This is a genomic window from Paenibacillus sp. 05T425 (assembly GCF_056396205.1).
In genome coordinates, this window is the sequence record NZ_JBFTLA010000011.1 from 164,381 (window position 1) to 190,608 (window position 26,228).

The 26,228-nt window shown below is 49.3% G+C and carries 23 protein-coding genes, 1 pseudogene and 2 riboswitches; of the genes and pseudogenes, 20 read left to right on the plus strand and 4 right to left on the minus strand.

Going from position 1 to position 26,228, the window contains the following annotated elements; translation table 11 throughout:
* Window positions 1-157: 157 nt before the first annotated feature.
* The 20 genes and pseudogenes from AC1DF0_RS23905 (at window position 158) to AC1DF0_RS24000 (ending at window position 21,462) form a co-directional block, all read left to right on the plus strand.
* Window positions 158-4,678 carry an S-layer homology domain-containing protein gene (locus AC1DF0_RS23905; RefSeq protein WP_477575553.1) on the plus strand — a complete coding sequence of 1,507 codons (4,521 nt, stop codon included), beginning with the start codon at window positions 158-160 and terminating at the stop codon, window positions 4,676-4,678.
* A gap of 347 nt (window positions 4,679-5,025) precedes the next feature.
* Window positions 5,026-5,760: a winged helix-turn-helix domain-containing protein gene (locus AC1DF0_RS23910; RefSeq protein ID WP_442051098.1), complete on the plus strand. Its 735-nt coding sequence runs from the start codon at window positions 5,026-5,028 to the stop codon at window positions 5,758-5,760.
* Window positions 5,753-6,850, plus strand: coding sequence for a DUF3307 domain-containing protein (locus tag AC1DF0_RS23915; RefSeq protein WP_477575554.1), 1,098 nt, complete (start codon window positions 5,753-5,755; stop codon window positions 6,848-6,850). The genes AC1DF0_RS23910 and AC1DF0_RS23915 overlap by 8 nt, the downstream gene beginning before the upstream one ends.
* 90 nt (window positions 6,851-6,940) lie before the next feature.
* Window positions 6,941-7,335 (plus strand): annotated as a pseudogene (locus AC1DF0_RS23920) (DUF1259 domain-containing protein).
* A gap of 265 nt (window positions 7,336-7,600) precedes the next feature.
* A complete protein-coding gene (locus tag AC1DF0_RS23925; protein WP_477575555.1) occupies window positions 7,601-8,077 on the plus strand; it encodes a GNAT family protein in 477 nt (158 codons plus the stop codon).
* 227 nt (window positions 8,078-8,304) lie between these two features.
* Window positions 8,305-8,414: riboswitch (TPP riboswitch) on the plus strand.
* A 67-nt stretch (window positions 8,415-8,481) separates the two neighbouring features.
* Complete coding sequence (locus AC1DF0_RS23930; RefSeq protein WP_442051101.1) at window positions 8,482-9,837, plus strand: acetylornithine deacetylase; 1,356 nt, start codon at window positions 8,482-8,484, stop codon at window positions 9,835-9,837.
* Window positions 9,818-10,489, plus strand: coding sequence for a thiaminase II (gene tenA, locus AC1DF0_RS23935; protein WP_477575556.1), 672 nt, complete (start codon window positions 9,818-9,820; stop codon window positions 10,487-10,489). Before AC1DF0_RS23930 ends, tenA begins: the two co-directional genes overlap by 20 nt.
* On the plus strand, window positions 10,477-11,298 hold the full coding sequence (locus AC1DF0_RS23940) for an ABC transporter ATP-binding protein (protein ID WP_477575557.1): 822 nt from the start codon (window positions 10,477-10,479) through the stop codon (window positions 11,296-11,298). Before tenA ends, AC1DF0_RS23940 begins: the two co-directional genes overlap by 13 nt.
* Window positions 11,295-12,053, plus strand: coding sequence for an ABC transporter permease (locus AC1DF0_RS23945; protein ID WP_477575558.1), 759 nt, complete (start codon window positions 11,295-11,297; stop codon window positions 12,051-12,053). The genes AC1DF0_RS23940 and AC1DF0_RS23945 overlap by 4 nt, the downstream gene beginning before the upstream one ends.
* A 36-nt stretch (window positions 12,054-12,089) precedes the next feature.
* A complete protein-coding gene (locus AC1DF0_RS23950; protein WP_477575559.1) occupies window positions 12,090-13,094 on the plus strand; it encodes an ABC transporter substrate-binding protein in 1,005 nt (334 codons plus the stop codon).
* On the plus strand, window positions 13,066-14,130 hold the full coding sequence (locus AC1DF0_RS23955; protein ID WP_477575560.1) for a ThiF family adenylyltransferase: 1,065 nt from the start codon (window positions 13,066-13,068) through the stop codon (window positions 14,128-14,130). Before AC1DF0_RS23950 ends, AC1DF0_RS23955 begins: the two co-directional genes overlap by 29 nt.
* 18 nt (window positions 14,131-14,148) lie before the next feature.
* On the plus strand, window positions 14,149-14,766 hold the full coding sequence (thiE, locus tag AC1DF0_RS23960; protein WP_477575561.1) for a thiamine phosphate synthase: 618 nt from the start codon (window positions 14,149-14,151) through the stop codon (window positions 14,764-14,766).
* Between the two features lie 13 nt (window positions 14,767-14,779).
* The gene (gene thiS, locus AC1DF0_RS23965) at window positions 14,780-14,977 is read left to right on the plus strand and encodes a sulfur carrier protein ThiS (RefSeq protein ID WP_442051108.1); all 198 of its coding nucleotides are present in this window, start codon (window positions 14,780-14,782) and stop codon (window positions 14,975-14,977) included.
* A 3-nt stretch (window positions 14,978-14,980) separates the two neighbouring features.
* Window positions 14,981-15,760, plus strand: a complete 780-nt coding sequence (locus AC1DF0_RS23970) for a thiazole synthase (RefSeq protein ID WP_477575562.1) — start codon at window positions 14,981-14,983, stop codon at window positions 15,758-15,760.
* A gap of 29 nt (window positions 15,761-15,789) precedes the next feature.
* A complete protein-coding gene (gene thiO / locus AC1DF0_RS23975; protein WP_477575563.1) occupies window positions 15,790-16,908 on the plus strand; it encodes a glycine oxidase ThiO in 1,119 nt (372 codons plus the stop codon).
* A gap of 8 nt (window positions 16,909-16,916) precedes the next feature.
* Window positions 16,917-17,771 carry a bifunctional hydroxymethylpyrimidine kinase/phosphomethylpyrimidine kinase gene (thiD, locus tag AC1DF0_RS23980; protein ID WP_477575564.1) on the plus strand — a complete coding sequence of 285 codons (855 nt, stop codon included), beginning with the start codon at window positions 16,917-16,919 and terminating at the stop codon, window positions 17,769-17,771.
* 139 nt (window positions 17,772-17,910) lie between these two features.
* A riboswitch (cyclic di-AMP (ydaO/yuaA leader) is annotated at window positions 17,911-18,076 on the plus strand.
* 121 nt (window positions 18,077-18,197) lie between these two features.
* Entirely contained in the window at window positions 18,198-19,082 is an 885-nt protein-coding gene (locus AC1DF0_RS23985) for an ABC transporter ATP-binding protein (protein WP_477575565.1), read from the plus strand.
* 6 nt (window positions 19,083-19,088) lie between these two features.
* Complete coding sequence (locus AC1DF0_RS23990; protein ID WP_477575566.1) at window positions 19,089-19,886, plus strand: ABC transporter permease subunit; 798 nt, start codon at window positions 19,089-19,091, stop codon at window positions 19,884-19,886.
* Between the two features lie 26 nt (window positions 19,887-19,912).
* A complete protein-coding gene (locus tag AC1DF0_RS23995; protein ID WP_477575567.1) occupies window positions 19,913-20,707 on the plus strand; it encodes an ABC transporter permease subunit in 795 nt (264 codons plus the stop codon).
* 47 nt (window positions 20,708-20,754) lie between these two features.
* Window positions 20,755-21,462: a DNA alkylation repair protein gene (locus AC1DF0_RS24000; RefSeq protein WP_477575568.1), complete on the plus strand. Its 708-nt coding sequence runs from the start codon at window positions 20,755-20,757 to the stop codon at window positions 21,460-21,462.
* Window positions 21,463-21,663: 201 nt separating this feature from the next.
* On the opposite strand, the gene AC1DF0_RS24005 is transcribed toward AC1DF0_RS24000, so the two are convergent.
* From AC1DF0_RS24005 to AC1DF0_RS24020, 4 genes are all read right to left on the minus strand, one after another.
* The gene (locus AC1DF0_RS24005; protein ID WP_477575569.1) at window positions 21,664-21,927 is read right to left on the minus strand and encodes a retropepsin-like aspartic protease; all 264 of its coding nucleotides are present in this window, start codon (window positions 21,925-21,927) and stop codon (window positions 21,664-21,666) included.
* Window positions 21,917-22,171 (minus strand): hypothetical protein, encoded by a 255-nt coding sequence (locus AC1DF0_RS24010; protein ID WP_442051116.1) that lies wholly within the window; start codon window positions 22,169-22,171, stop codon window positions 21,917-21,919. Before AC1DF0_RS24010 ends, AC1DF0_RS24005 begins: the two co-directional genes overlap by 11 nt.
* Before the next feature lie 195 nt (window positions 22,172-22,366).
* Window positions 22,367-24,142, minus strand: coding sequence for an ABC transporter ATP-binding protein (locus tag AC1DF0_RS24015; protein ID WP_477575570.1), 1,776 nt, complete (start codon window positions 24,140-24,142; stop codon window positions 22,367-22,369).
* Window positions 24,129-25,904 carry an ABC transporter ATP-binding protein gene (locus AC1DF0_RS24020; RefSeq protein ID WP_477575571.1) on the minus strand — a complete coding sequence of 592 codons (1,776 nt, stop codon included), beginning with the start codon at window positions 25,902-25,904 and terminating at the stop codon, window positions 24,129-24,131. The genes AC1DF0_RS24015 and AC1DF0_RS24020 overlap by 14 nt, the downstream gene beginning before the upstream one ends.
* Window positions 25,905-26,228: the final 324 nt, after the last annotated feature.

Below are 26,228 nucleotides of genomic sequence, written 5' to 3' on the forward strand. Positions count from 1 at the left end.
GAAACGTTAGCTTACGCCGCCAGAGGACGGCGATAGCCGTTTACGCTTGTGGAGAAATATGTCGGTTTTTAAGGTTTTTTTAAGGTGTCTTCCGTTATGCTGGGCTAGTACTTGAGGACTAAGCAACGAAATGATAATCCGGAGAGGAAGATGCAAATTGGTCCCGGCAACGAGAAGAAGCAACAACTACGATAGAATACGAAAAACGGCATATATTTTGCTTGCCGTTATCCTTTTCATACCGCTAATTGCGAGCGGCGGAGGCAGGGCATCGGCGGCGGCCGGATGGTCTATGATCGACGGCGGCGGACCGAACGGGATTAACGTAAACCCTGCCAACATGGCGGAGTATGCTGCTATGACCGTATTTAATGATGAAGTCTATGTGGCGTGGCAAGAAAGAGTCGTCAATCCCTACTCGCCTAATAACCAAATTAGAGTCAAGAAACGTAGCGGCACGAACTGGGTCAGCATCGATGGCAACGGATTGAACGTAGATGCCTCCAAACCGGGAATCAGACCCGCTATGGCCGAATTCGACGGTCAACTTTATATCGCATGGACAGAAAAGAATGCGGCGTATATCGATCAAGTTCGGATCAAGAAGTACAACGGCACAAGCTGGACAAGCGCTGAAGGCGGAAGCACGGCCGGAATTAACGCGGATGTTTCTAAGAATGCCAGCATTGTTAATCTGGCGGTATACAACGATGCTTTGTATGCGGCTTGGTCTGAAGCCGGACAGTTGCTAGTCAAGAAGTATGACGGCACCGCATGGACGAGCGTCGACGGCGCCGTGACAAACGCAGCTTCTCCCGTGATGGCCGTATTAGGCGATGACTTAATTGCGGTATGGTTTGAATTGGTCGGATCCAATTATCAAATCCGAGCGAAAAAATATGACGGTACGAGCTGGACGGCGATTGACGGCGGATCGCCCGGTTTGAATATCGTTGGTTCGAAAAGCGCGACTAATCCGTCGGTAGCCGTCGCGGGCGATGCCTTGTACGTAGCATGGGACGAACCGATTGGTAATACGGATAACCAAGTTCGGGTCAAGAAATATGACGGTACCTCCTGGTCGAGCGTTGACGGCGGCGGCGAGTACGGTTTAAACGAGAATCCTGCTTTCCGCGGCAACTATGTTGAATTGACGTCCGTCAATAACGAATTGTATGCGGTGTGGCAAGAGCACACGGGATCGGGTACCGTTTTCAAAATTCGCGTTAAGAAGTATGACGGTACGGTTTGGACGAGTGCCGAGGGTGGCCTGAACGGTTTGATTGTGGATGCTACGAAAACCGCCCAATACCCTGCGGTAACCGTGTTAGACGAAACGATATACGTATCGTGGCAGGAGAAGAACAGCGTCGTGGAACAAATTCGTGTAGCCTCGTATACGCCCCCGCCTCCGCCGGCGGTCAAAAGCGTAGACGTTAGTCCGAGCAGCGCGAACGTCGCGAGAGGACAGAGCAGGCAGTTGACAGCTACGGTAGATGCGGTAGGAGGAGCTGCGGCAACGGTCACTTGGACGAGCAGCGATGCTGACGGCAAGGTAGCGGTGAGCGGTACCGGTAACGTCACTGTCGCGGCGGACGCTGCACTAGGCGATTACACGATAACGGCCGCTTCGAATTTCAATTCCAGCAAAACGGCAACGGCGACGATAACCGTTACGGAGGCGCCGGCCGTGAACAGCGTCAGCGTTAGCCCGAGCACCGATAGCGTCATGCAAGGAGACAGCATTCACCTTACGGCTACGGTTGACGCGGCAGGAGGAGCCGCGACAACGGTCACTTGGACGAGCAGCGATGCGCATGGCAAGGTAGCGGTGAGCATCACGGGGGATGTAACCGTGGCTGCGGACGCCGTGCCAGGTGATTATACGATAACGGCAACGTCGAATTTCGATACTAGCAAAAAAGGCACGGCGACGATTACCGTCACGGAAGCTCCGGCCATTAGAAGCGTCAGCGTGAGCCCAAGCAACGACAGCGTCGTTCAAGGAGATAGTCTTCAGCTTACAGCTACGGTAGACGCAGCTGGAGGAGCTGCGACGACGGTCACATGGACAAGCAGCGATACCGACGATAAGGTAACGGTGGACAGCACGGGGAATGTCACTGTAGCGGAGGACGCCGAGCCGGACAATTATACGATAACGGCGACGTCGACCTTCAATATCGGCAAAAAAGGGACGGCAACGATAACGGTAACGGCATCGACGGCCGTAAACGGCGTAAGCGTAAGCCCAAGCAGTGCAGGCATCGTGCAGGGAGAAAGCAGGCAGCTTACTGCCTTGGTAGACGCGGTAGGAGAGGCAGAGACGACGGTCTCGTGGACTAGCAATGATGCCGGCGACAAAGTAACGGTGGACAGCACGGGCAATGTGACCGTAGCGGAGGACGCCGAGCCGGGCGATTATATCATCACGGCGACCTCGACCTTCGATAGCAGCAAGACGGGAATGGCGACGATAACGGTCACGGCAGCGCCGACGTATACGATTGCTCAAATTTCGAACGAGACGTTAACGGCACTGACTCAGGGCTACGAATCCGGTACCCAAGAGAAGAAAAACATTCCGGTCGTGAATACCGGAAGCGGCGATTTGGAGAATCTGTCGGTCTCGCTTAGCGGTTCGCACGCTGACGATTTTACAATTACGCAGCCGGATCCCAGGACTTTAGCCGGGGGCGAATCAACTAGCTTCGACATAGTTGGCAAAGACGATTTGTCGGCTGGCACCTACACGGCAACGGTTACGGTATCCGCGGACCGCATGACGCCCGTAACGTTTACCGTCACGCAATCGGTGAACTTGCCGGATGCTCCCGCAAATCCGCAAAATCTCGAGGCTGTCGGCGGCGACCGTGAAGTTATGCTGAGCTGGAGTACCGTGCCGGATACGACGCAATACCGCATTTATATGGCGACGGATGACGATCAGAGCAACTACGTTGAGATCGCGACTGTAACATCTTCCACTTACAGCGTACAGGATCTGGTCAACGGCACCACCTATTATTTTGTGGTAAAAGCGGAAAATGCGGGAGTCCTTAGCGAGGTATCGAATCAAGCGAGCGCGACTCCGTCGACCGTTCCGGGAGCGCCGACGCATGTGAAGGCAACGGCAGGTAACGGGCGTGCCGTCGTTACGTTCAGGGCACCGGCCGATAACGGCGGAAGTCCGATCACGGGTTACGAGGTGATCATTTCACCGGGAGGTACGGTCGTGACCGGGGGGACAAGTCCGATTACGATAACGGGATTAACGAATGGAACAAGCTATACCTTTACGGTAAAAGCGATCAATGACGCGGGCAGCAGCGAGGCTTCCGAAGAATCGAACGCCGTTACTCCGAGAGCGTCCCATACGCCGACGCCGTCTGAGCCTTCTACGCCAACAACGCCGGACACGACGAACACGGGCGTGGATATCCTTGTTAACGGGAAAGTCGAGAATGCGGGCACCGCTACGGTAGCAAAGCGAAATGATCAGACCGAAATAACGGTAGCCGTGGATCAGAAAAAACTGGATGAGAGGCTGGCTGCCGAAGGGGCAAATGCCGTCGTCACGATACCGATCAACCAGACATTCGATATCTTCGTTGCGGAACTGAACGGTCAAATGGTGAGAAATATGGAGGACAAGCAAGCCGTTCTCGAGTTCAAAACCGAGCATGCGACCTACACGCTTCCTGCGCAGCAAATCAATATCGGCGCAATATCGGAGCAACTCGGCAAGTTAATGGCCTTGCAAGATATTAAAGTACGGATCGAGATCTCTGTCCCGACAGCCGATACATTGAAGTTGGCGGAGAACGCGGCGGCCAACGGTTCATTCGAGCTTGCCGCTCCGCCTCTCAACTTTACGGTAACAGCCGTGTACGGAGACCGGATCGTCGAAGTAACGAAGTTCGATGCCTACGTGGAAAGAACGATCGCGATTCCGGACGGCATTGATCCGAACAAGATTACGACGGGCGTTGTCGTCGAGCAGGATGGATCGGTACGCCATGTACCGACTAAGGTTCGAATGAACAATGGGAAGTACGAGGCCCAAATCAACAGCTTGACGAACAGCACGTATGCGGTCGTCTGGCATCCGATCGAATTTAGCGACGTGGCGAAGCATTGGGCGAAAAACGCCGTAAACGACATGGGTTCCCGGATGGTCGTCGACGGAACGGGCAACGGCATGTTCAGTCCTAGCCGGGACATCACCCGCGCCGAATTTACAGCCATCATCGTCCGCGGATTAGGCCTCAAGCTGGAGAATGGAGCAACGCCATTCTCGGATGTGTTGCCGGAAGATTGGTACGGCAGCGCGGTCAATACGGCTTATTCCTATGGGATTGTCAAGGGCATGGAAGACGGCAATTTCCGGCCGAACGACAAGATTACGAGAGAACAGGCCATGGTGATTCTGTCCAAGGCGATGGCGATAACCGGTCTGAAAGACCAGTTGCTTGAACAATCGTCTGAAGTTGCGCTTCTTCCGTTCGGAGATGCAGCCAGAGTGTCCCCATGGGCGCAAAGCAGCGTTGCGGACAATGTGCAGGCCGGCATTGTAATGGGAAGAAACGGGGCTTTGCTAGCTCCGAAGGCTTACATGACCAGAGCCGAGGTTGCAACGACGATACAGCGGTTATTGCAAAAATCGGGTCTGATATAAGCAGTTAAAGTCACTAGGACAATGAGATAAGCGGAACGGAGGCTGCCAAAGCCGAGCGTTCCGCTTTTTTTATGAACTCAGAAAGTATTTTGTGTCAGTCGGAATTTGGTGTCGGAATTTGGTGTTTTCTTCTGCAGAGGCTCTTTTTTGGACGGAACTGTGCCTCAGTGTGGGTCGTCGCTTTATTGCACTAAAAACGTCCAAAAAAACTATTGTACATAAAAACGTCCAGAAAAATATTTGGACACAAATATGTCCAATATCTAAGTTGTTGCATCCTCAGGCTAATGTTTTTATGATATACTCATAGAGATCATTCTACCTAAAAAATGCAGGGGAGGTTTCAAATGGGTAGACAATCTTATATGACGATTGCACTTGATGTCAAAAACTCCACGAAGCGTGAATTAGTTACGAAAGAGCTTAAAGAAATAGCCAAGAAACTTAATTCGAGATTAAAAAACGAGCTAATCAATAAAGAGTGCTTAATTCCATTTACCATTCGAAGAGGAGATGAATTGATTGCGATCTTTTCATCTTTCTCGAGAGGTTACGATGCTTATTTCGAATTATATAGTCTTATGAATGCTGTCTCGGAAAACGATCTTAGATTTTCTGCCTATATTGGAATTGGACTCGGCTTTATAGATGAAACCGATGAAACCAATCTCGATTTCATTAATGGATCTTCAATAAACAGCGCATTTCGCGCAAGAGACTATTATTTAAAAAAAAGCAAATCGTATTCAAAGCAATACAATCAATACAATAAATATATTAGCACATTCGTATATTCGTTAGAGGATGGGACCCCTTATGAAGTCATCAATCATCTGTTAAGCTATATCAACGAAAATGGTGAAAAGAGGACCGACAAACAGAAGGAAGTCGTGGCGCTTATTGAGAACAATCCTGAAATTACAAATGTTGAAATTGCCGATCATATCGGTATTACGGAAAACGGCGTCTATAAAATCGTCCAGAGATCCAACTACCAGTTAGTTAAGGATGCACAGTTCAGCCTTAAGAAGCTGCTCGATTTTATCCAACAAAACTATAGAGAAGGAGAGCATCATGCTTAATTATTTTGTTATTTTCGTATTTGCTTATTTATTGGCTGAGTTCTGCTTAAGGCCGGAATACGTGATAAAGGAAAAATACAAAAAGACGATTGTATACGTTCAAAGCTTTATTTATCCGATTGTCTTGATAGCCGTTTTGATTCTATATTCTAGTTTTAAGCAAATGGGACTAGCGATCGCAATCATCGCAGTTGCTCATTACATATTCAAGCTGGCATTTCGTTTTTTAAATACAAATGAATCATTTTTCGCTAATAAAAAAACAATCCTGTTCGTGAGCGAATTATTGCTTCATGTTGGCGTTATATATGCAACTCTGTACTATGTTGTAAACGGATTCAGCGGTACTCATAAAGATAATGTTCTGAAGCTTTATCATTTTTTATCGGGAACGGGCGATATCCTATCGAGCGAGACTAAAGTATATTGTTTCCTCATCGTCGTTGTATTCTCAACAGCGGTTACTTCTGTGCTGATTGCTCTTATTACTAAAGATGTGATTCAGCCAAGTATGGAATCTGCAGATATTGAAAAGGGACAAGCTCTTGCAGAAGCCGAAACCGTGCAACAGCAAGCTGCCGCTGGGGCTGAGGAAAGGACTGTAACCGAATATACGAGAGAGTTGCTATTTCCGCCCTTTCAGGCGTTTCCATCAGGTTCAATAACGGACAGCGAGAAGAAAGGAACGGAGTCCTATATTAAAAGCGAAGTTGATGCATTGCATAAGCTCACGCAAAAAGAGTATAGAGATTTTCATATGGAAAGAACGTTAGAGATTACAGAAAAAGAAGATGGAAAAACAGAGGTCAAAAATAAAATATCGTACAATATCAGCCGGTTTAACGATTCCTCGCCACGAGTAGCCAGCTATATCGGAATCATAGAAAGGTTTTTGATAGCCGTTTTAGTTGTAAAAGGGGCCTATACCGGAATTGCTTTCCTAGGGGCTTTAAAGGCGATGACGCGTTATAAACAATTCGACGACAAAGGTTACGCGGAGAAATTTTTGCTGGGTACGCTTATAAGCGCTCTAACGGGAGTGATATGCGGACTCTTGATTATGAGAATATTTGATTTAGTAGCCAAATAAACCGTATATCTTTTGATAATCGAGGCGATTCTCCGATTCAATCCTCTTCCTGTATTCATGCCATATATGAAAACAAGGGAGGAATGTAGGATGCCTAATAGCGTTACGCTTTGTGAGCGTTTTTCTACCATTATCGGGGGGCAATCCGGCTTTGCAGGCGGCAAATGCGTCTCGACTATCAACCGAAATGGGATAAGAGCCACTATTTAGGGAAAAAGATTTCAGGTAACGTCCTCGTTTTCGTTCGAATCCTTAAATGCGAAGACAGGAAAGGCTCTATGTTTAGGAAGAGCGGCATTTCAAGAGAAGAGGTAAATACTTTCCTGCTGGCTATTCGTAGTCAAGGTGTAAAGGTGTCGTCCGTCCATAACGAATGGTTATTAGACAGGCATAATTTGATTTATATCAATATTGAAACAGTAGAGAAGCCGCTAATATTTGCTAGAAAAGTGAGGCTAGCATTAAATATGGTAGCTGCTCGTTAATTTTTGATCGGAATTATAAACAAGCAAATGCATTCTCTTCACATACGGGCAAACTCGAATCAAGGCGGTCAAGGCGCGATCAAACTGACTAAAAAGAGTGGCAAGAGCAAGCGCAAGCTTCGTAGGCGTAAATAATAAGAATCGACACAAATATCAAACAGGAAACGGAACGATCCCTCGATCCGCTTCCTGTTTATTTTGTTAAGACAGCATGATTTGATACAATAGTGTGGAGAGAAGAGAGAGCAAAGGGAGATAAAACAAAATGCCTGCCATTATTTCGAAACCATTTGACCAAGACATGCAGACCTTATTAGGCGAATTGAAATCCGGTTATCATGCTGGGGAACTCAGCAAGAAGGATAGCTCGGAAATTCCGAAAGAAATACATTTGATTGAAGCTGGCTCTAATATGGTCGGCTACGGCGTGATTTGGGAATACGCTAATGGGAAACAGTTAATCCACAAGGCGGAAAAAGATTATTTTAACGATGACGAGAAGTATCTGGAGAAGGATTTCTATATTGATATTAAAAACAAATCTGATTTTATATTCATTGAAGCGCTGGATGTTCTGAAGGAATATGAGGGTAGTGGATATGCGGCTTTCTTTATTAACTGGCTTAAATCGAAATACCCTAATCAAACAATGTACGTGTACACCTTAGATAAATCGCGCAACTTTTGGTTTAAGCAAGGCTTTGAGGTTCTGGGAAGTACGGCATGGATGACCTATAATTAGTATGGTTTTGGCTTCGTTTCTTCTAATGGACACTACGAACGCTCAGCGATCATTTTATGCTAGGTACCGTTTCTAATGGACATTAAGGTACGTTACACGCACGTAATGAATCAAAAAAGCATTCATATGCCTTCTTAGCGTCGCTTCTGTCCATTAGCCCTCCGAAAACAGTCGATGAATTAACTGTTGTTGCCAAAAACTTACTTGTGAGCTATAGTAGTGTTAATTTAATAGAGTATGGGTGCTGGATGAAGTCCGGCTGAGATAGGGAACGTATTTCCCTGACCGTTAATCTGATCCAGGTAATGCTGGCGTAGAGAACTTATCGAATCGTAACCATTCGTTTATTCTCGAATGGTTTTTTTCTGTTGTTCGCGCCTTCTGCCAAGCGAAGGAGACTAAAAATGATTGATTCTATCATTACCAAGGTACAGCAGCAAGCGGAGGAGAGACAGGATGAACTGTTTGCTCTATTGGCTGATTTGATTGCTTTTCCTACCGTTAGCCCCCCCGCGCGAAATACGTTAGAGGCACAGCGGTATCTAGAGGAACAGCTTCAGAAAAGCGGCTTCGAAACGGAATTGTGGGAGGTGTACCCCGGCGATCCGAATGTTACCGCGGTTAAACCGGGCACTCAGCGGGATCACTATCAAAGCTTGCTGCTCAATGGCCACATGGACGTAGCCGAAGTAGGGGATACGCGGGAGTGGCAAGGTGATCCATTCAAACTAACGATGAAGGATGGCAGAGCTTACGGCAGAGGAACGGCGGATATGAAAGGGGGGCTCGCTGCCCTTCTGTTCGCCGTGAAGCTGCTTGAGGAAGCGGGAGTAGAGCTTAAAGGAGATTTGCTGTTTCATTCGGTCATTGGAGAAGAGGCAGGCGAGGCAGGAACTCGGGCTTGCATGGAGCGAGGATATAAGGCGGATCTAGCCGTAGTCGCGGATACGAGCGGGCTGGCCATCCAAGGACAAGGCGGAGTCATTACCGGCTGGGTTACGGTACAAAGTCCGGTCACCTACCATGACGGGATGAGATCGCGAATGATTCACGCGGGCGGCGGCGTTCAAGGCGCCAGCGCGATCGAGAAGATGGTCAAGCTAATCGCCGGACTTCAAGAGCTGGAGCGACACTTCGCGGTGACCAAATCTTATCCGGGTTTCCCGGCTGGCTCGAATACGATCAATCCGGCGGTTATCGAGGGAGGCCGTCATGCGGCATTCGTAGCAGACCGATGCTCTCTATGGATTACGGTACACTTTTATCCGAACGAGGACTATGAAACGGTAGCCGCCGAAATCGAGGAGCATCTGCTAAGAGTCGCAGAGGGGGATCCATGGTTGAGGAATCATCCTCCTACCTTCCGCTGGGGAGGCCGTTCGATGATCGAGGAACGGGGAGAGATATTCCCGTCATTAGTGCTGGATACGGAAGGCGAAGGGCTGAAAGCATTGTCCGCCATCCATCAAGAAGTGCTCGGCGTTGCGCCTGCCGTCGGTATGAGCCCGTCTGTGACGGATGCAGGCTGGCTGGGACGGGCAGGAATCGAGGCGCTTATCTACGGTCCGGGTGAGCTTGCAAAGGCTCATTCCGTAGACGAGAGTACAGACTGGCAAGAGCTGATCGATTACGTGAAAGTAATGATTGCTTTTATTGCGGACTGGTGCAATCGGATAAAGCCGGAAATGACGGAGAGCGGGCGATCAGCCTTGAATCATGATGAAAGGGGCGTGGATACGAATGAACCGATTCAGCGATAGGCTGTACCGTTCGGCCGAAGAGATATGGAGTAAGAGTCACGCTCATCCGTTCCTGACGGAACTACGAGACGGAACACTAGATCCCGAGCGCTTTATCTATTATCTCAAACAGGATTATGTGTACCTGATCGATTATGCCAAGATGTTCGCGATAGGCAGCATGAAAGCACGGGATCTCGACACGATGGTGAAGTTCGCGGAGCTGCTTCATTCTACGCTGAACGTGGAGATGGAGCTTCATCGGCAATACGCGGAGCGCTTCGGCGTAACGCGCGAGGCGCTTGCGCAGACGTGTCCTTCTCCGACCACGGTTGCGTATACGAAGTATTTGCTGGACACCGCTTCGCAAGGGCCGCTTTCAGAAGTAGTGGCAGCTCTGCTCCCATGCATGTGGAGCTACCGGGAGATCGGTGTCGCTTACTCGAAGGTTCCCGGCGCTTTGGACCACCTGCTGTATCGGGAATGGATCTTAATGTACAGCTCCGAGGAATTCGGGGCGCTTACCGACTGGTGTATCGGTCTGATGGATCGGCTCGCGGAGGGGCTTCCCGAGCAGGAACTTGCTACGTTGGAGGAACGCTTCGTCGTCGCGTCCAAGCTTGAGTATATGTTCTGGGATATGGCCTACCGGCAAGAGGAGTGGCCGGTTTGAGCATACGTAACATAGAAGAACGCCCGCCCGCTCTGTCGGTTCGCGGCCTTCGATTCTCCTTTCCCGGAGAGCCTCCCTTGTTCGACGCGCTGGATTTCGATATTAGGCCAGGCGAGTTCGTCAGTATTCTAGCGGCAAGCGGCAAAGGCAAGACTACCCTGTTCCGATTATTGAGCGGATTACTGACCCCACAGGCTGGAACGATTGCTATAGGAGCGGCGGGTGACTCCGCTGCAGTTGCGTCGAAAGGTGGGAACATCGGTTATATGCCCCAAAAGGATTGCCTCATGCCTTGGAGGACCGTGCTGGATAATGCTGCATTAGGGCTGGAACTAGGAGGGACAACGAAGCGTGAAGCTCGTCGTCAAGTCATGGAGCTGCTTCCGGGCTTAGGGCTGGAAGGGACGGAGCACAAATATCCGCATGAGCTGTCCGGCGGCATGCGCCAAAGAGTATCGTTCTTGCGTTCCCTGTTAGGGGGAGGGGAGCTGTTTCTGCTAGACGAGCCCTTCAGCGCTTTGGACGCGCTGACCCGAGTCGGCATGCAAGAATGGCTGCTGCAGGTATGGGAGCAGCACCGCAAAACGATTCTGTTCATCACCCATGACGTGGACGAAGCGCTGCTGCTGTCCGATCGGGTGCTTGTGGCGGCGCAATCACCGATTGCAACGCTTAGCGAGCTTGCCGTAAGTCTGCCCCGCCCTCGCAACTATGAAATTGCGCTGGATGAGGCATTCATAGACTTGAAGCGACAACTGCTAGGGTTGATCGGACGCGGTGCTCGGGGTTCAGAAGGAGGAAGGTCATGAGACGAAAGCACCTTTCAGCTTATGGGCCTGTGCTTGTTTTCGGATTGCTGCTGGTTGCCGGGTGGGAAGCCGGAACGACCATTTTCGATATTCCGCATTACATCATTCCTAAACTGTCGGATGTATTTGTATCCATGTGGGACAACGGACGGGTGCTGGGCAAACATTTTGCCGTTACCCTGGGAGAGGCATTGCTAGGGCTCGGAATTTCCGCCGTATTTGGCGTGCTGGCTGCCGTATGGATCGAAAGCTCGGGCTTAGCCAAGAAGACGATCTATCCGCTTCTTGTCATGTCCCAAACGATTCCCATTATCGCCTTATCGCCGATTATGGTGATGTGGTTTGGTTATGAAATATGGAGCAAGGTTGCCGTGGTGATCTTGTTTACGTTCTTTCCCATTGCCGTGAATACGGCAGACGGGTTCCGTTCCGCCGATCCCGATATCGGGGAGCTAATGCAGACGATGGGGGCAGGCAAGCGCGATCGCTTTTTGAAGTGGAAGATTCCATCCGCGCTGCCGGGATTTTTTACGGGACTGAAGATGGCTGCCGCTATTAGCGTCGGCGGAGCTACGCTGGGAGAATGGCTTGGCGGGGAGAGCGGTCTCGGCATGTATACGAAGCGGGCTTCCAACATGCTGCGGGGAGATGCGGTTTTCTCAGGGGTACTGCTGCTGTCGGCCATGGGCATTTTGCTGTTCCTTGCGGTGCTGGCAGTGGAAAAGGCGTTTCTTGCTCATCGAAGAAGGGCGTAACTATAAATATAAAATTTCTTTTAAGGAGGTTCATTGATGATTAAGTTTCGTTCAAGGAAAAAAGGTACATGGCTAACCATTGCTCTAGTATTGGCGCTAATAGGGGCTTCGGGTTGCAGCTCCAATAATAAAGCTTCGTCCGGAGAGACGGAGCTTACAGTACTGCTGGATTGGTATCCGAATGCCGTGCATACCTTCCTGTATGCGGCCGAGGAGCAGGGCTATTTTGAAGAAGCCGGATTGAAGGTCAAGCTCCAAACGCCTGCGGACACGAATGATGCGCTTAAGCTAGTCGCGACGGGTAAAGCCGACTTAGCTCTCAGCTACCAAATGCAGGTAGCGATATCTCGCGCCGAGGATATTCCGATCGTATCCGTCGGTGCAATCGTTCGTCATCCGCTTAATCAGCTCATGGTAATCGATTCGGGAGAAATTCATAGTCCCAAGGATCTCGTCGGCAAAAAAATCGGTTATCCCTCCATCCCTCTCGACGAAGCGATCGTGAATACGATGGTGAAATCGGACGGCGGCGATCCGGCGAAGCTCGATTACGTGGACGTCGGCTGGGATCTGATTCCGGCAATGACCACGAATAAGGTGGACGCAATTATCGGGGGCTACGTGAACCATGAGAAGCTGTTATTGGAGAAGGAAGGCGAGAAGCTGATTGCTTTCGATCCTTCCGAGTACGGAGTGCCGGATTATTATGAGTTGGTTCTGACAGCGAGCGAGGACGGACTGAAGAGCAATAGAGATGCGATCAAAAAATTTATGGAGGCAGCCGCCAAAGGGCAAGCATATACGGTGAGCCATCCGGATGAAGCGCTGCAAATTTTGCTCGATCAGCAAAGCGAAGAGTTTCCGCTGGACGCTGAAATCGAGAGAAAAAGCTTGGATATCTTGCTTCCTCTGATGGATGCGGGGACTGAGCCTTTCGGCAGCCAGTCTGAAGAATCATGGAGCTCCATCATCGATTGGCTGAAGGAGCAAGGGCAGATTAAGCAGGACGTTGATGCCGAGCAGGCATTCCGTCATTTATAAGGCGGCAAAGGAGCTAGAACAGGTGGACGAACGATATTCAAGACAAATGCTGTTTGCGCCAATCGGCGAAGCCGGGCAGCGGAAGCTGGCGAGCAGCGCGGTATGTATTGTGGGAATGGGCGCATTAGGCACGGTGCTCGCCAATCATATGGTCAGAGCCGGTGTAGGCTTGGTACGTTTTGTGGATCGGGATTACGTGGAACGAAGTAATTTGCAGCGGCAAATGTTATACGATGAAGATGACGTGTTGAATGGTTATCCGAAGGCCGTTGCGGCGGAGAAGAAACTCCGCAAGATCAATTCGGATGTCCGTCTCGAGGCGATTGTGGCCGATGTCACCGCCCATAATATCGATTCTTTGCTTATGGGCATGGATCTAGTGCTGGACGGGACGGATAATTTCCAAACGAGATTTCTATTAAACGATGCATGCTTTCGTATGGGCATTCCTTTCACGTACGGCGGCGCCGTCAGCTCGCGGGGAATGAGCGCCATTCTAGTCCCGGGCCGTACCCCGTGTCTGCGCTGCTTCCTTCAATCGGCGGATGCCGGCGGACAAACCTGCGATATGATCGGCGTCATATCTCCCGTGGTCGATATCGTAGCTTCCTATCAGGCGGTCGAGGCTCTGAAGTATTTGGTCGATGCGAATGACAATAGACGCAACAGCTTAGTCACGTTCGATATATGGAATAACCACTATTATGAAATGAAGCTTGGAGAGCCTGCGATTAATTGTCCTTGCTGTCAGTTAAAGGAGTATCCTGCCCTGGACAAATTCGACCAGGACTCGGCGATTTCCTTATGCGGGCGAGGCACGGTGCAGATCGCCGGAAGCGGGCCGCTGGATTTGGAGCTTTGGCGACATAGGCTGGAGCCTGTATGCGTAAAGATTATGGTGAATCCTTATTTGCTAAAGGCAGAGCTGCCGGACGGCGAACAGCTTGTGTTGTTCCCCGATGGCCGCGTATTCGTGCAGGGGACGGATGACTTGGTTCGGGCGAAAACCTTATATGCCCGTTATATCGGATCTTAATTAGGAGGGATACGGAAGATGAGGGATTTCCGTTTGTATGCAATAACCGGAGAGCAATTTCATCCGAATCGGGATTTGATCGAGGTCATGGAGGAAGCGATCCAAGGCGGAGTAGATATTATACAGCTGCGGGACAAAACAAGCGGCAAACAGGAGCTGCTGCGCAAAGCTAGGGAGCTTAGGGAACTAACCCGCAAGCATGACGTAACCTTTATCGTCAACGATCACATTGATGTTGCGATGGAGGTCGATGCGGACGGCATTCATTTAGGCCAAGGTGATGTATCCTTGCTGGATGCAAGAAAAATCGTAGGCGACAAAATTATCGGTATCTCCACGCATGCGCTTCAAGAAGCATGGCTGGCACAGCAACAAGGCGCGGATTATATCGGGGTCGGTCCCGTATACCGAACGGCGACTAAAGCGGATGTCGTCGATCCGGTGGGCGTCTCGTATGTGCGTGAGGTAACGCAGCATATCCGCATCCCATTCGTTGCGATTGGCGGAATTAAACTAAACAATGTGGATGAAGTCATTGCAGCGGGAGCGACGCGGATTTGCGCGGTTAGCGAGATTGTCGGGAGCAGCGATGTCAAAGGGACTTGTGAAGCGTTCCTAAGCAAGCTGAACAAATAGGGGGACACAGCACGTGGAACTTATTATCAATGGATTAAAGCAAGAACTGGACGTACGGACGATTCAAGAGGTCATTGAACATTATGGGCTGGCAGGAAAGCCGGTTGTCGTAGAAGCGGGCGGCGTTGTTCTGAAGACGGAACAATGGGCGGATACGGAAGTTCATCCCCGGATGCCCATTGAGCTCGTACACTTTGTAGGAGGAGGTTGACGAATGACACGCGATGTTCTGCGGATAGGCAACCATGAATTAACTTCACGCTTCTTCATCGGTACGGGGCTGTTCCCTAATCCATATGTTCAGATGGAAGCGATCAAAGCTTCTGGCGCTCAGGTGCTGACCTTTGCCATTCGGCGAATAAACCTGGAGTCCACGGAGGATGATTCGATCCTTCAGCATTTGCAGAATGAGCCATACACCTACCTGCCGAACACATCCGGTGCGCGAACGGCTGATGAAGCGGTGCGCATTGCTCGGTTGGCACGCGCCTCCGGCTTGAGCGATTGGATCAAGGTAGAGATTAGCGCGAATGAGCGCACGCTGCTGCCGGACCCGATCGAAACCTTGAAAGCAACGGAAATACTCGTCAAAGAAGGATTTACCGTTCTTCCTTATACATCGGACGACCCTATTATATGCAAGCGCCTTGAAGAGGCCGGGGCTGCGGCAGTCATGCCGGGAGCAGCACCGATCGGTACGGGACTTGGAATTCTTAATCCCTATAACCTTGGTCTAATCGTCGAGGAAGCGAAAGTGCCGATCATTGTGGATGCCGGTCTTGGTTCGGTGAGCGATGTAGCCCAGGCTATGGAGCTCGGTGTATCGGGCGTATTGATGAATACGCCCGTAGCGAAAGCGACCGACCCTGTAGGCATGGCGCAGGCGATGAGAATGGGGATTGAAGCCGGAAGGCTAGCGTATCTATCTGGACGTATCGAGAAGAAGCGATATGCGTCGGCAAGCAGCGGATTCGATGAGTATAAACTGAAGTAATCTGACTTCCTAAGAAAGCTGGTTGCGAAATGAAACAGAGTATTCTGATCATGGGCGGGGGAGTCATCGGGTTATCCTGCGCGCTCGAATTGCAGAGTCGGGGGCATCAGGTCACGGTGCTGGAAATTAATCGCTGCGGGGGACAGGCTTCCGGTGCGGCCGCGGGCATGCTGGCGCCTTATTCCGAGAATCTAGAAGGCCCCGATTCCTTTTTCCGATTTTGTCTGCAGAGCCTGCAGTTATATCCCGCATGGCAGCAAATGGTGAAGCAGGTCTCGGGCCGCAATTTCGAATATACCAACTCTGGCAGTCTCTATATTGCCTACCATGAGGCGGATTTGCTAGCCCTGGAAGGCAGGCTGCTATGGCAGCAGCAGTTCGGATCCTCCGGAAGCATACTGGAGGGAGATGCTTTGTTCGCTCTCGAGCCTAATCTGTCGAGGAACGTACGGGCAGCTCTTCATACGCCGGAAGAGAGCCATCTCTACGCGCCGCATTATGTAATCGCGCTTGAGCAAGCCTGCCGGTTAACAGGGGTCAACATTCATGAAAATTTGGGCAAGCTGACCGTCAGCGAATGGCGGGATGGAATTGTCGTTCAATCGGCGGATGAACGAAATTTTAGCGCGGATAGGCTGCTAGTATGCTCCGGAGCATGGGTACAGGAGCTTGCCGATACGTTCGGCATCCGCATTCCCGTATACCCGATCCGAGGCCAAATTTGTGCTTATGAGGCAGACGAGAAGCCTGTTCGGCATATGGTTTTTAGCAATCAGGGTTATCTAGTAGGCAAAGAAAACGGTACGTTGGTATGCGGAGCTTCGGAGGATGTTGCCGGCTTCGATACTTCGGTGACGGATAAGGGGATCGACCGGCTGAGGAAATGGAATAAACAAGCGTTTCCGTTCCTTGAGAATCGGACCCCATTCCACCGATGGGCAGGCCTGCGTCCTTCCACGCAAGACGGTTTTCCTTTGATCGGTTCATTGAAGGAAGCTAGCCATGTCGCATTCGCGGTCGGTCATTATCGCAACGGCATCCTGCTTAGTCCGGCTACCGCCAAACTTGCTGCCGATTGCCTGGAAGGCAAGGATACAGCCGAATATAATCAAGCTTTCTCACCGGAACGGTTTGGAAGAAGGGGTTGAGCGTATAGATGGATACCTATTCAAGACAACAGGTTGCAAGGGCTTTAACGATCGCGGGCTCCGATAGCGGTGGAGGCGCGGGCATTCAGGCCGATCTGAAAACGTTCCAAGAGCTTGGCGTCTTCGGCATGTCCGCCATCACGGCGGTGACTGCCCAGAATACGCTTGGCGTACATGGCGTATATCCAATGAGTCCAGATGCGATTATTGGGCAAATCCATGCGGTCGGCAACGATATCGGGGTTGATGCCGTGAAGACTGGCATGCTGTTCAGCAGCGAAATCATATTAGCAGTTGCCGAAGCGATCCGGACGTTCGGATGGACGAAGGTTGTCGTAGATCCGGTTATGGTAGCCAAAGGCGGCGCGGTACTTCTGCAAGAAGAGGCAATTCGCGCCTTAACGGGCAAGCTATTGCCGCTTACGGAAGTCGTGACGCCTAACATTCCGGAAGCCGAGCAGCTTACGGGCAACTCTATTCGGAGTAAAACGGATAAAGAAGAAGCGGCAAGGAGACTCGCCGGCTTCGGTGCCCGGTATGTCATTATCAAAGGTGGTCACGACGAGGGAGCGGAAGCCGTGGATTTGCTGTTCGACGGCCGTTATTTTACCGAGCTGGCAGGCAAGCGAATCGCTACGGGGCATACGCATGGCACGGGATGCACATTCTCAGCTGCTCTTGCAGCCGGACTCGCTAGGAGGCTTGATGTTGAGTGTGCGATGCGCGAGGCGAAAGCTTTCATCCAAGCTGCGATCGAAGACGGGATAAATATCGGCGGCGGCCGCGGACCAACGAACCACTGGGCGTACAAGCGCAGCCGAACGTCTATCTCCATGCTATATGACGAAAATACAAGCAAATAATGGCATACTTATCGATAATAAGTGCTACTGCCCAATTAAGCCGATGCCATTCAAGGATTGGATCAAAAATCAGCTAAAACCCTCTGAATTTAGGTTTTACTTTGCATAAGGTTGGGCGTATGATTTGTTCAACAACTAAATTAGTCAAACGCTAAATTCCCGAACAGGGAAACGGGGGACCCGACCGAAACCATCCGAATGGTTTCATGGGGTGAATCCTTTCGCTTGCCTTAGCAAGCATGAGGTAGGGCACTCTCAAGCCCGAATCCGACAGCTAACCTCGTAAGCGTATTGAGAGAGAACCGCGATCGTTCCTTGCATAGGCTCGTCTTTTTCGTTATGCAAGAAGTCCGAGAGTAGAGTATCTCTGCTCTCTGGGCTTCTTTTTGTTGCGTATAAGCATGGAAATTACGAGGAGGCTGCCCAATGAATGCGATCGAAATTAACAAACTGACCAAGACTTACGGCAAAGCAAGAGGAATAACTGATATTAGTTTTTCCATTGAAGAGGGAGAAATTTTTGGGTTTATCGGGCCGAACGGGGCAGGTAAATCAACGACGATCCGAACGTTATTGTCTCTCATCTATCCGACAAGCGGCAGCGCTACGATATTCGGTAAAGACTGCATCAAGTTTGCTCCGGAAATCAAAAAGGAAATCGGCTATTTGCCGTCGGAGGTTTTTTATTACGACAATATGAAGGTCGCAGACCTGTTGAATTACTCAGCCAGCTTTTTCAAAAAGGATTGCAAAAAAAGAATAAAAGAATTGGCTGAAATGATGGATCTGGATCTAACGAAAAAAATAGATGACCTGTCTTTAGGCAACAAAAAGAAAGTGGGTATCGTTCAAGGGCTGCTCCATAGCCCGAAGCTCATTATTCTTGATGAACCTACCAGCGGCCTTGATCCGCTCATGCAGCAAAAGTTTTTCGAATTGCTTGAAGAAGAGAATAAAAAAGGAGCCACAATATTATTCTCCTCCCATATCTTAAGCGAAGTTCAGCGGCTATGTAATCGAGTTGCGATTATTAAAGAAGGAAAGGTCGTTACGGTCGAAAAAATCAGTACTTTAAAAGAAAATAACTACAAAAAGTTTACGGTAGATACATCCGAACAACTAGAACGCGATTTCTTCAATATGGCCGGCGTGAACAATATTTCKGTGAATGGGAAAACAACGAGCTTTTTATTTAAAGGCAACATCAACCATGTGATGAGAAAAATAGCTGAAATTGAAATCGAGAACCTATGGATCGAAGAGCCGAACCTTGAGGAAATCTTTATGCATTATTATGAAAAAGGGGTCTGATCGGCGATGAATATGTTTGTGCATGAGTTGAAAGCGTACAGAAAATCGATGCTGATATGGACGCTCTCTTTAATTGGCATCATGATCTTATTCCTCTCGCTCTTTCCCGGCATGTCCAAGGACATTGACGAATTTACCAAGGTGCTGGAAGGCTATCCCGAAGGCGTCAGAAAAGCGCTAGGAATTGAGCTCGATAGCATAGGGACCCTATTAGGCTTTTATTCTTATATTTTCATGTACATTACGCTCTGCGGCGCTATTCAAGCGATGATTCTGGGAACGTCGATTGTTTCCAAGGAGGTCCGTGAGAAAACAGCAGACTTTCTCTTAACGAAACCTGTAACGCGCACGCAAATAATGACTTCCAAGCTGATGGCTGCAGTTGTTTCATTAGCGGTTACGAATGTTCTATATCTCATTGCGGCAAACCTCATGGCAGTCCAGATGAAGACGGAAGATTATAGCGGGAAACTATTTTTTATGATTTCGATAACCTTGTTGTTTATACAGCTCATTTTTCTTGCTATAGGAATTATCGTTTCCGTTGTGTTTCCTAAGATCAAGGCTGTGTTATCCGTTTCACTAGGTACCGTGTTCGCCTTTTTTGTAATCGGCATGCTCGTTGCGGCAGGCGATGATGGCGCCAAACGTTATTTGTCTCCGTTCAAATATTTTGACCCTAAGCTGATTATCGAAAGCTCCAAGTATGAAGCTTCCTATCTCACGGCTGCTATCGGCATCATTATCGTTTCCGTCGCTGCCAGCTACGCCGTCTATAGGAAAAAAGATGTTCATGCTGTATAAGAGAAAACGACAGGATGGGGTGCAAAATGAATGTTTTTTACAGGGAAATGAAGACGTACCGAAAATCGATTATTTTTTGGAGTATTGGAATCATTCTGTTGCTTGCAAGCGGTATGAACAAATATGAAGCAACGGCAGCAAGCGGACAGCTTAACAGCATGATGGAGGATATGCCCAAAGCTCTCAAAGCGTTTATGGGCTCGGGGGATCTGGATCTATCCAAGGCTAGCGGTTATTTTGGAATCTTGGCTATATACTTTTTGTTGATGGCAACGATCCATGCGGTCATGCTCGGAGCCAATATTATCGCAAAGGAAGAACGGGATAAAACGGCAGAGTTTTTATTCACGAAACCGGCATCGCGCAATCAAATCGTTACGGCGAAAATACTGGGGGCGTTAGCCAATATCCTAATATTTAATATCGTTGGCTGGGTTTCGAGCGTTGTTATCGTAGGTAAGTACAGTAATGGCGAAGCTGTAAATGATGATATTGCCATCGTTATGGCGGGAATGTTCATCTTACAGCTTCTCTTCCTAGTTATAGGAACGGTGATCGCGGCCGCGTACAAAAACCCGAAAAAGGCAGCCTCGCTTGCAACCGGCATCCTGCTTATCACGTTCATTCTATCGATTGCCATCGACTTGAACGAGAAACTCGAAACCTTGAAAGTGTTGACGCCGTTTAAATATTTTGAAGCAAAAGATATTATGTACGGCGGTGGGTTGGATGTTGTATTTGTCCTCTTATCTATCGTATGGATTGCAGTTTTGACGATAATGACGTATATATTATTTAGGAAACGCGATTTGCATGTTTAAGAGACTTATAAAAGGTAAAACCTCTATAAAAAAGGAAGTGTTGAACGATGAATTTAGAAGAGGTTATGCAAGAACTCGAAGCGCTTGGCAAGGAACGAATGAAGAAAATGTACATTTCCAATGGCGCGCACGAGCCGCTATTCGGCGTTGCTACGGGCGCTATGAAGCCTATTTTCAAAAAAACGAAAATCAATCAACCTTTGGCGGAGCAGCTCTACGCCACAGGTAACTACGATGCCATGTACTTTGCCGGCATTATTGCAGATCCCAATGCGATGACGGCGGCCGATTATGACCGCTGGATGGATACGGCTTATTTCTACATGCTGTCCGATTTTGTGGTTTCGGTTACGTTGGCAGAAGCGGATATTGCGCAAGAGGTTGCCGACAAATGGATCGCAAGCGGTGACGAGCTGCGAATGTCGGCGGGGTGGAGCTGTTACTGCTGGCTGCTGGGCAATCGGAAGGACAGTGAATTTGACGAAAGCAAATTAGCCAATATGCTCGATCTGGTGAGAAATACGATCCATGATGCTCCCGAACGCACGAAATATTCGATGAATAACTTTGTGTACACCGTGGCGATATCCTACGTGCCGCTCCATGAGAAGGCGGTCGAGACCGCAGAGGCAGTGGGCCCGGTAGAAGTCGGTAAAGACAAGAAACCAACCAAGCTCATACACGCTTTGGCTAACATTCAGAAGGAAGCGGCGAAAGGGAGGCTAGGATTCAAACGCAGGCATGTACGGTGTTAACAGATTTGCTTTAAAATATAGGAAAGTATACAAATGGGGATGTGCGAATGATGCACGTCCCCATTTGTATTTTATGTAATTGGTGCAGGATACATTTCCATCCTCATGAGATCGATGACCATGTTGCCGCCTTTAAGTATATCTAGACCAATAAGTCCATTAATGTATTTGATATCATCGTGAAATACGCCAAAATCAATTCTAAAATTTCTTCATGTTAAAGTTACCGAGCTGAACCTCATCTATCTGCTTTTGAAATGAATACTCATCTCCGCCAATTCCAAAGCTTCTTACAAGCGTATCTCCATTCTMGAAATGTATGCCGATTTCTGAAACAATATCAGAAGACAAAAGGGAATGCGCTGCGCCAGTATCAATGACTAAATTGTCGACAGTTAAAGAGCGCCCTTTATAACAAATGGTCATGGATGTTTGGAGTAAATTGTGAATATATTCAATCTGCATTTCGTCTACTCCTATATAAAGGGTTATGTCTAAGTTCAATAGCTATTTTCTCTTGGCCGGTATGGTAGACAATGTTGTTGTCCTTGCACTTAAATAATTGTTTAGTTGCTTCATCTGGATCTTGAATCGCTTTAACCAATGCGACTTCATCAACATACTGAATATTACCTTCGGTATGCGAAGTCAGGATTTCAAGCAGAACATACTGGCTGGGGTAAATATTCCGAACTTCTTGCCATTGCATAGTACATTCACCTCGCTATCAGCGTTTCTTGCAATAAATTATACCATATTACTGGATTGTCAATTGTTTCATTTTTCTCCGATACGCTTCTTAATAATTTCTTTTAATAATGGAAGAGTTGTTAGGAAGGTAAAAAAACAAGGCTCTAATCGTGAACGATACGATTGGAGCCTTGTTTTTTGTTCAATTGGAGGTTTAAGCCTCCATCTTCTGAGCGGAGTGCAGCTTGTAGTACCTGCCTCGCTGAGCCATCAGCTCGTCATGCGAGCCGGATTCGGCAATGCCTTTATCTGATACGTACATGATCCGGTCGCAATTCTTCACGGTGGAGAGGCGATGCGCGATGATGAATGAAGTGCGTCCTTTGAGCAATTCGTTCAAGCCTCGCTGAAGCAGGCGCTCGGTCTGAGCATCAATGGATGAAGTAGCTTCGTCCAATATAAGGATGCGCGGGTTAGCAAGCAGCGTGCGAGCGAACGAGATGAGCTGCCTTTGGCCTTGCGAAAGCTTCGAGCCCCGTTCGTTAACCTCCGTCATATAGCCCTTCTCGAACTCGCGAATGAATTCGTCGGCGCATACGGTTTTGGCAGCGGCTATAATCTCATCCTCGGTGGCGTCGAGCTTGCCGTAGCGGATATTGTCCATAATCGTGCCGGAGAAGATGAAGCTGTCCTGCAGCATGATGCCCATTTGACTGCGCAGCGACTTCAGCTTCACTTCTGCAATGTCATGGCCGTCGATGAGAATCCTACCGCTTGAAACGTTATAGAAGCGCGAGATCAGATTGACGACCGTCGTCTTGCCGGCGCCTGTCGGACCGACAAGAGCGATGCTCTCGCCAGCTTGAATATCGAAGCTCAGATTTTCCAGCACGTTGTGGCCTGGATCGTAGGCGAAGGTCATATCGTCGAACGTTACCCGTCCTTGGATAGGCGGCAGCTCCCGAGCCTTCGGAATATCGCTTACGGTCACCGGCTCGTCGAGCGTCTCGAAGATTCGTTCCAAATAAGCAACGGCGTTGATGAAGCTGTTATATAAGTTGGAAATGCTAAGGATCGGCTGCCAGAAGCGCGCTGCATAGCTGCTCATGGCAAGAATGACACCGAATGTGACCTCTTCCGGTCCAAGCGCCAACAAACCCACGAAATAGATGGCTGTCGTCACGATGGCCGCCAGGTTGTCTACCGAGAACGGAATCAAGAAGTTGAAATACATCGCTCTCATCCACGTTTTGCGGTAATTGCCGGACAGACGGGTCATAGTGCCTTCGTTATGCTGCTCGCGGGTGAAAATTTGGGTAACGCGAATGCCGCTTATGCTCTCCTGCATATAGGCGTTCATATTGGAGCTTTTGTTGGATACCGCTTGCCACGCCCGGCGCTGCTTAGTCTTAATGAGCAGCATGATGCCGAGGAAGATGGGCAGTCCTCCGAGAATGACAAGCGATAGCTTGGCATTAACGGCGAACATGAAGGCTCCGATGAAGAGAAGGTTCAAGATCTCCAATATGAAGTTAATGATGCCGTTGGACAGCACATCCGATACCGAGTTGACGTAATTGACGACCCGAATCAGAATCTTGCCCTGGGGGCGGTCGTCGTAATATTGGAACGGCAGCTCCTGCAAGTGCTTGAACAGATCCGTGCGGATATCGAAGATAATATCCTGTCCGACACGGGTCATGATGCGCGAGCGGATCGTTGCGAGAATGACGCTGACGACGATCGTAGCAAGCGTGAGCGCCGACAATCCGATAAGCGACAGCTTGTCCTTCGCGGGAATCGTCACGTCGACTACATGCTGAATGATGAGCGGCGCAGATAGCGCGATGCCCGCCGACAGGGCGCTAAGTATGAAAGCAATGATCATCGGTTTTTGGTGACGCCTTATATAGACAAGCGCCCGCCGGAAATGTCGGATGTCAAAGGGGGACTCCAAATCCTCGTCGATGTCGAATTTATTTCTGGCCATGAGTAGTCACTTCCCTTTCAATGCCCTCGTTCTGCAGAATGAACACGTCGTAGTAATAGCCGCGCTTCGCCAAGAGCTCGGCGTGCGTGCCTTCTTCAATGACGCGGCCGTTATCTAGAATAAGAATACGGTCTGCCTGTGCCGTCGTAGACACGCGCTGGGCGATAATGATCTTCGTGCAGGAGAAATCCAGTTCCCGCAGACTCTTCTGAATATGCTCCTCCGTCTCGAGATCGACAGCGGAGGTCGTGTCGTCGAGGATTAGGATCGGAGGCTGCACAGCCATGGCGCGAGCCAAAGCGATTCGCTGCTTCTGTCCGCCTGACAGGCCGACGCCGCGTTCGCCTACAATTGTATTGTAGCCGTCCGGCATCTTGCCGATGAAGTCGTGGGCGGCGGCGAGCTTCGCGAACCTCGTCACTTCTTCCTCCGGCATATCCGGATTGCCGTATGAAATATTGCCGTCTATCGTGTCGGAGAACAGCAGAACGTCCTGCGTGGCTATGCCGATATTGCCGCGAAGCTCATCCAGCTCCAGCTTGCGGACGTCGGTGCCGTCTACCAGGACGCTGCCCTTCGCTACGTCATAGAAGCGCGGAATCAGATTGATTAGCGTTGTTTTGCCAGATCCCGTTGCGCCCATGATGGCGATCGTCTCTCCGGGCTCGACGGTAAAACTGATATCCTCAAGCACCGTTACATTATCGTATTTGAAGCTAACTCGGTCGAATTGGATACGGCCTTGGTAGCGTCGTTTATCAACCGTATTATGCTCGTTAACGATGTCTGGATGAGCATAATAAACATCGATGATTTTGTTAAGGCTTGCAAAAAAGCGCTGAATGTCATTAATGATAATGCCGATGTTGCGCATAGGGTTGGACAGCCCCCATATGAGCGCGGAGAAGGCAGAGAATTCCCCGAAGGTGATGCGCCCGTCCATGATGTATAGACCTCCTGCAAGCATAAGGATTACGCTGAACGCCTGGGAGAAGGTTTCCAGGTAGGGGAAGTAGTCAAGCCATACCATAGCCGCAGTCTTGTTMGCTTTAGAATAGTTAACATTCTTCTCCGTGAACTTCTGGACCTCGAATTCTTCTCTAGCGAATGCCTTGACGACGCGATTGCCGGCGATATTTTCCTGAGTGGTCGTATTAAGCTGCGAGAGGCGTTCCCGTAGATCGATATACATGGGGCGGACGCGTCTGGCGAAAATAAAGGCCACGATAAAGATCGGTGGCGACAGAATCAGCAGCCATAAGGTGAGCTCGACGTCGATGAAGAAGAAATAGACGACTGCCGCTACAAATACGGTCAACGATTCGATGATCGTCTTGATGATCCACGCCAAGGAGTGTCTTACCATATCAAGATCGCCCGTCATCTTGGTCATCAGGTCGCCCGTACGATTGCGATCGTAGTATTTCATGTCCTGGCCCTGAATTTTGTTGTACAAATAAATTCGGACACGGTACAGCATGTTTTGCGAAGCTCGTTCGTACATGAGGGTTGTAAAATAGGACAAACCCGTGCGCAGCAAGGTAAAGCCGATCATGCCGAGGCAAAGACCGATCAGCAGCGCCTTCTCGCGCGATAGATTTTGCATGGCATTGTCGCCTACGATAAAGGTATCGACAATGCGTTGACCGATGTACGGGTTAATAATGGTGAGCGAAGAGCCTACTACAGATAGGATCAACGCAAGAACATACCGTACACGATCCCCCTTCAAATTGTGCCATAACCACTTGAATTGAAACATCTGATCACCGGTTTCTGTAAGTTTCTAAATTCTGAACTTCGGATTGAAAAGCCCCCCCTGTTCATGGATGGGTTGCATCCAATCGAACTGAGACGGCTCCTCTTGAATATTACTATGGAAATTATAACATGTGAATTGGAAATATTGCGGAACATTTTTTTTATATTTAATTGGTACAAATTTATATGACAATGATATATATCTAAGGGTGAATATATGCAAAAACACTAATTTTCAGCCGAAATACATTAATTTTTTATTGCGGGGATTGTTGGGCGTTGGCCCGGTTGCCATCGTACCTTGGATTATGGTAACGTAGAATTA

Coding starts and splice junctions, on each gene's coding strand:
- AC1DF0_RS23910 (WP_442051098.1), top strand. CDS start 5,026: ATGGGTAGACAATCTTATATGACGATTGCACTTGATGTCAAAAACTCC.
- AC1DF0_RS23915 (WP_477575554.1), top strand. CDS start 5,753: ATGCTTAATTATTTTGTTATTTTCGTATTTGCTTATTTATTGGCTGAG.
- AC1DF0_RS23925 (WP_477575555.1), top strand. CDS start 7,601: ATGCCTGCCATTATTTCGAAACCATTTGACCAAGACATGCAGACCTTA.
- AC1DF0_RS23930 (WP_442051101.1), top strand. CDS start 8,482: ATGATTGATTCTATCATTACCAAGGTACAGCAGCAAGCGGAGGAGAGA.
- tenA (WP_477575556.1), top strand. CDS start 9,818: ATGAACCGATTCAGCGATAGGCTGTACCGTTCGGCCGAAGAGATATGG.
- AC1DF0_RS23945 (WP_477575558.1), top strand. CDS start 11,295: ATGAGACGAAAGCACCTTTCAGCTTATGGGCCTGTGCTTGTTTTCGGA.
- AC1DF0_RS23950 (WP_477575559.1), top strand. CDS start 12,090: ATGATTAAGTTTCGTTCAAGGAAAAAAGGTACATGGCTAACCATTGCT.
- AC1DF0_RS23955 (WP_477575560.1), top strand. CDS start 13,066: ATGCCGAGCAGGCATTCCGTCATTTATAAGGCGGCAAAGGAGCTAGAA.
- thiE (WP_477575561.1), top strand. CDS start 14,149: ATGAGGGATTTCCGTTTGTATGCAATAACCGGAGAGCAATTTCATCCG.
- AC1DF0_RS23970 (WP_477575562.1), top strand. CDS start 14,981: ATGACACGCGATGTTCTGCGGATAGGCAACCATGAATTAACTTCACGC.
- thiO (WP_477575563.1), top strand. CDS start 15,790: ATGAAACAGAGTATTCTGATCATGGGCGGGGGAGTCATCGGGTTATCC.
- thiD (WP_477575564.1), top strand. CDS start 16,917: ATGGATACCTATTCAAGACAACAGGTTGCAAGGGCTTTAACGATCGCG.
- AC1DF0_RS23990 (WP_477575566.1), top strand. CDS start 19,089: ATGAATATGTTTGTGCATGAGTTGAAAGCGTACAGAAAATCGATGCTG.
- AC1DF0_RS23995 (WP_477575567.1), top strand. CDS start 19,913: ATGAATGTTTTTTACAGGGAAATGAAGACGTACCGAAAATCGATTATT.
- AC1DF0_RS24000 (WP_477575568.1), top strand. CDS start 20,755: ATGAATTTAGAAGAGGTTATGCAAGAACTCGAAGCGCTTGGCAAGGAA.
- AC1DF0_RS24010 (WP_442051116.1), bottom strand. CDS start 22,171: ATGCAATGGCAAGAAGTTCGGAATATTTACCCCAGCCAGTATGTTCTG.
- AC1DF0_RS24015 (WP_477575570.1), bottom strand. CDS start 24,142: ATGGCCAGAAATAAATTCGACATCGACGAGGATTTGGAGTCCCCCTTT.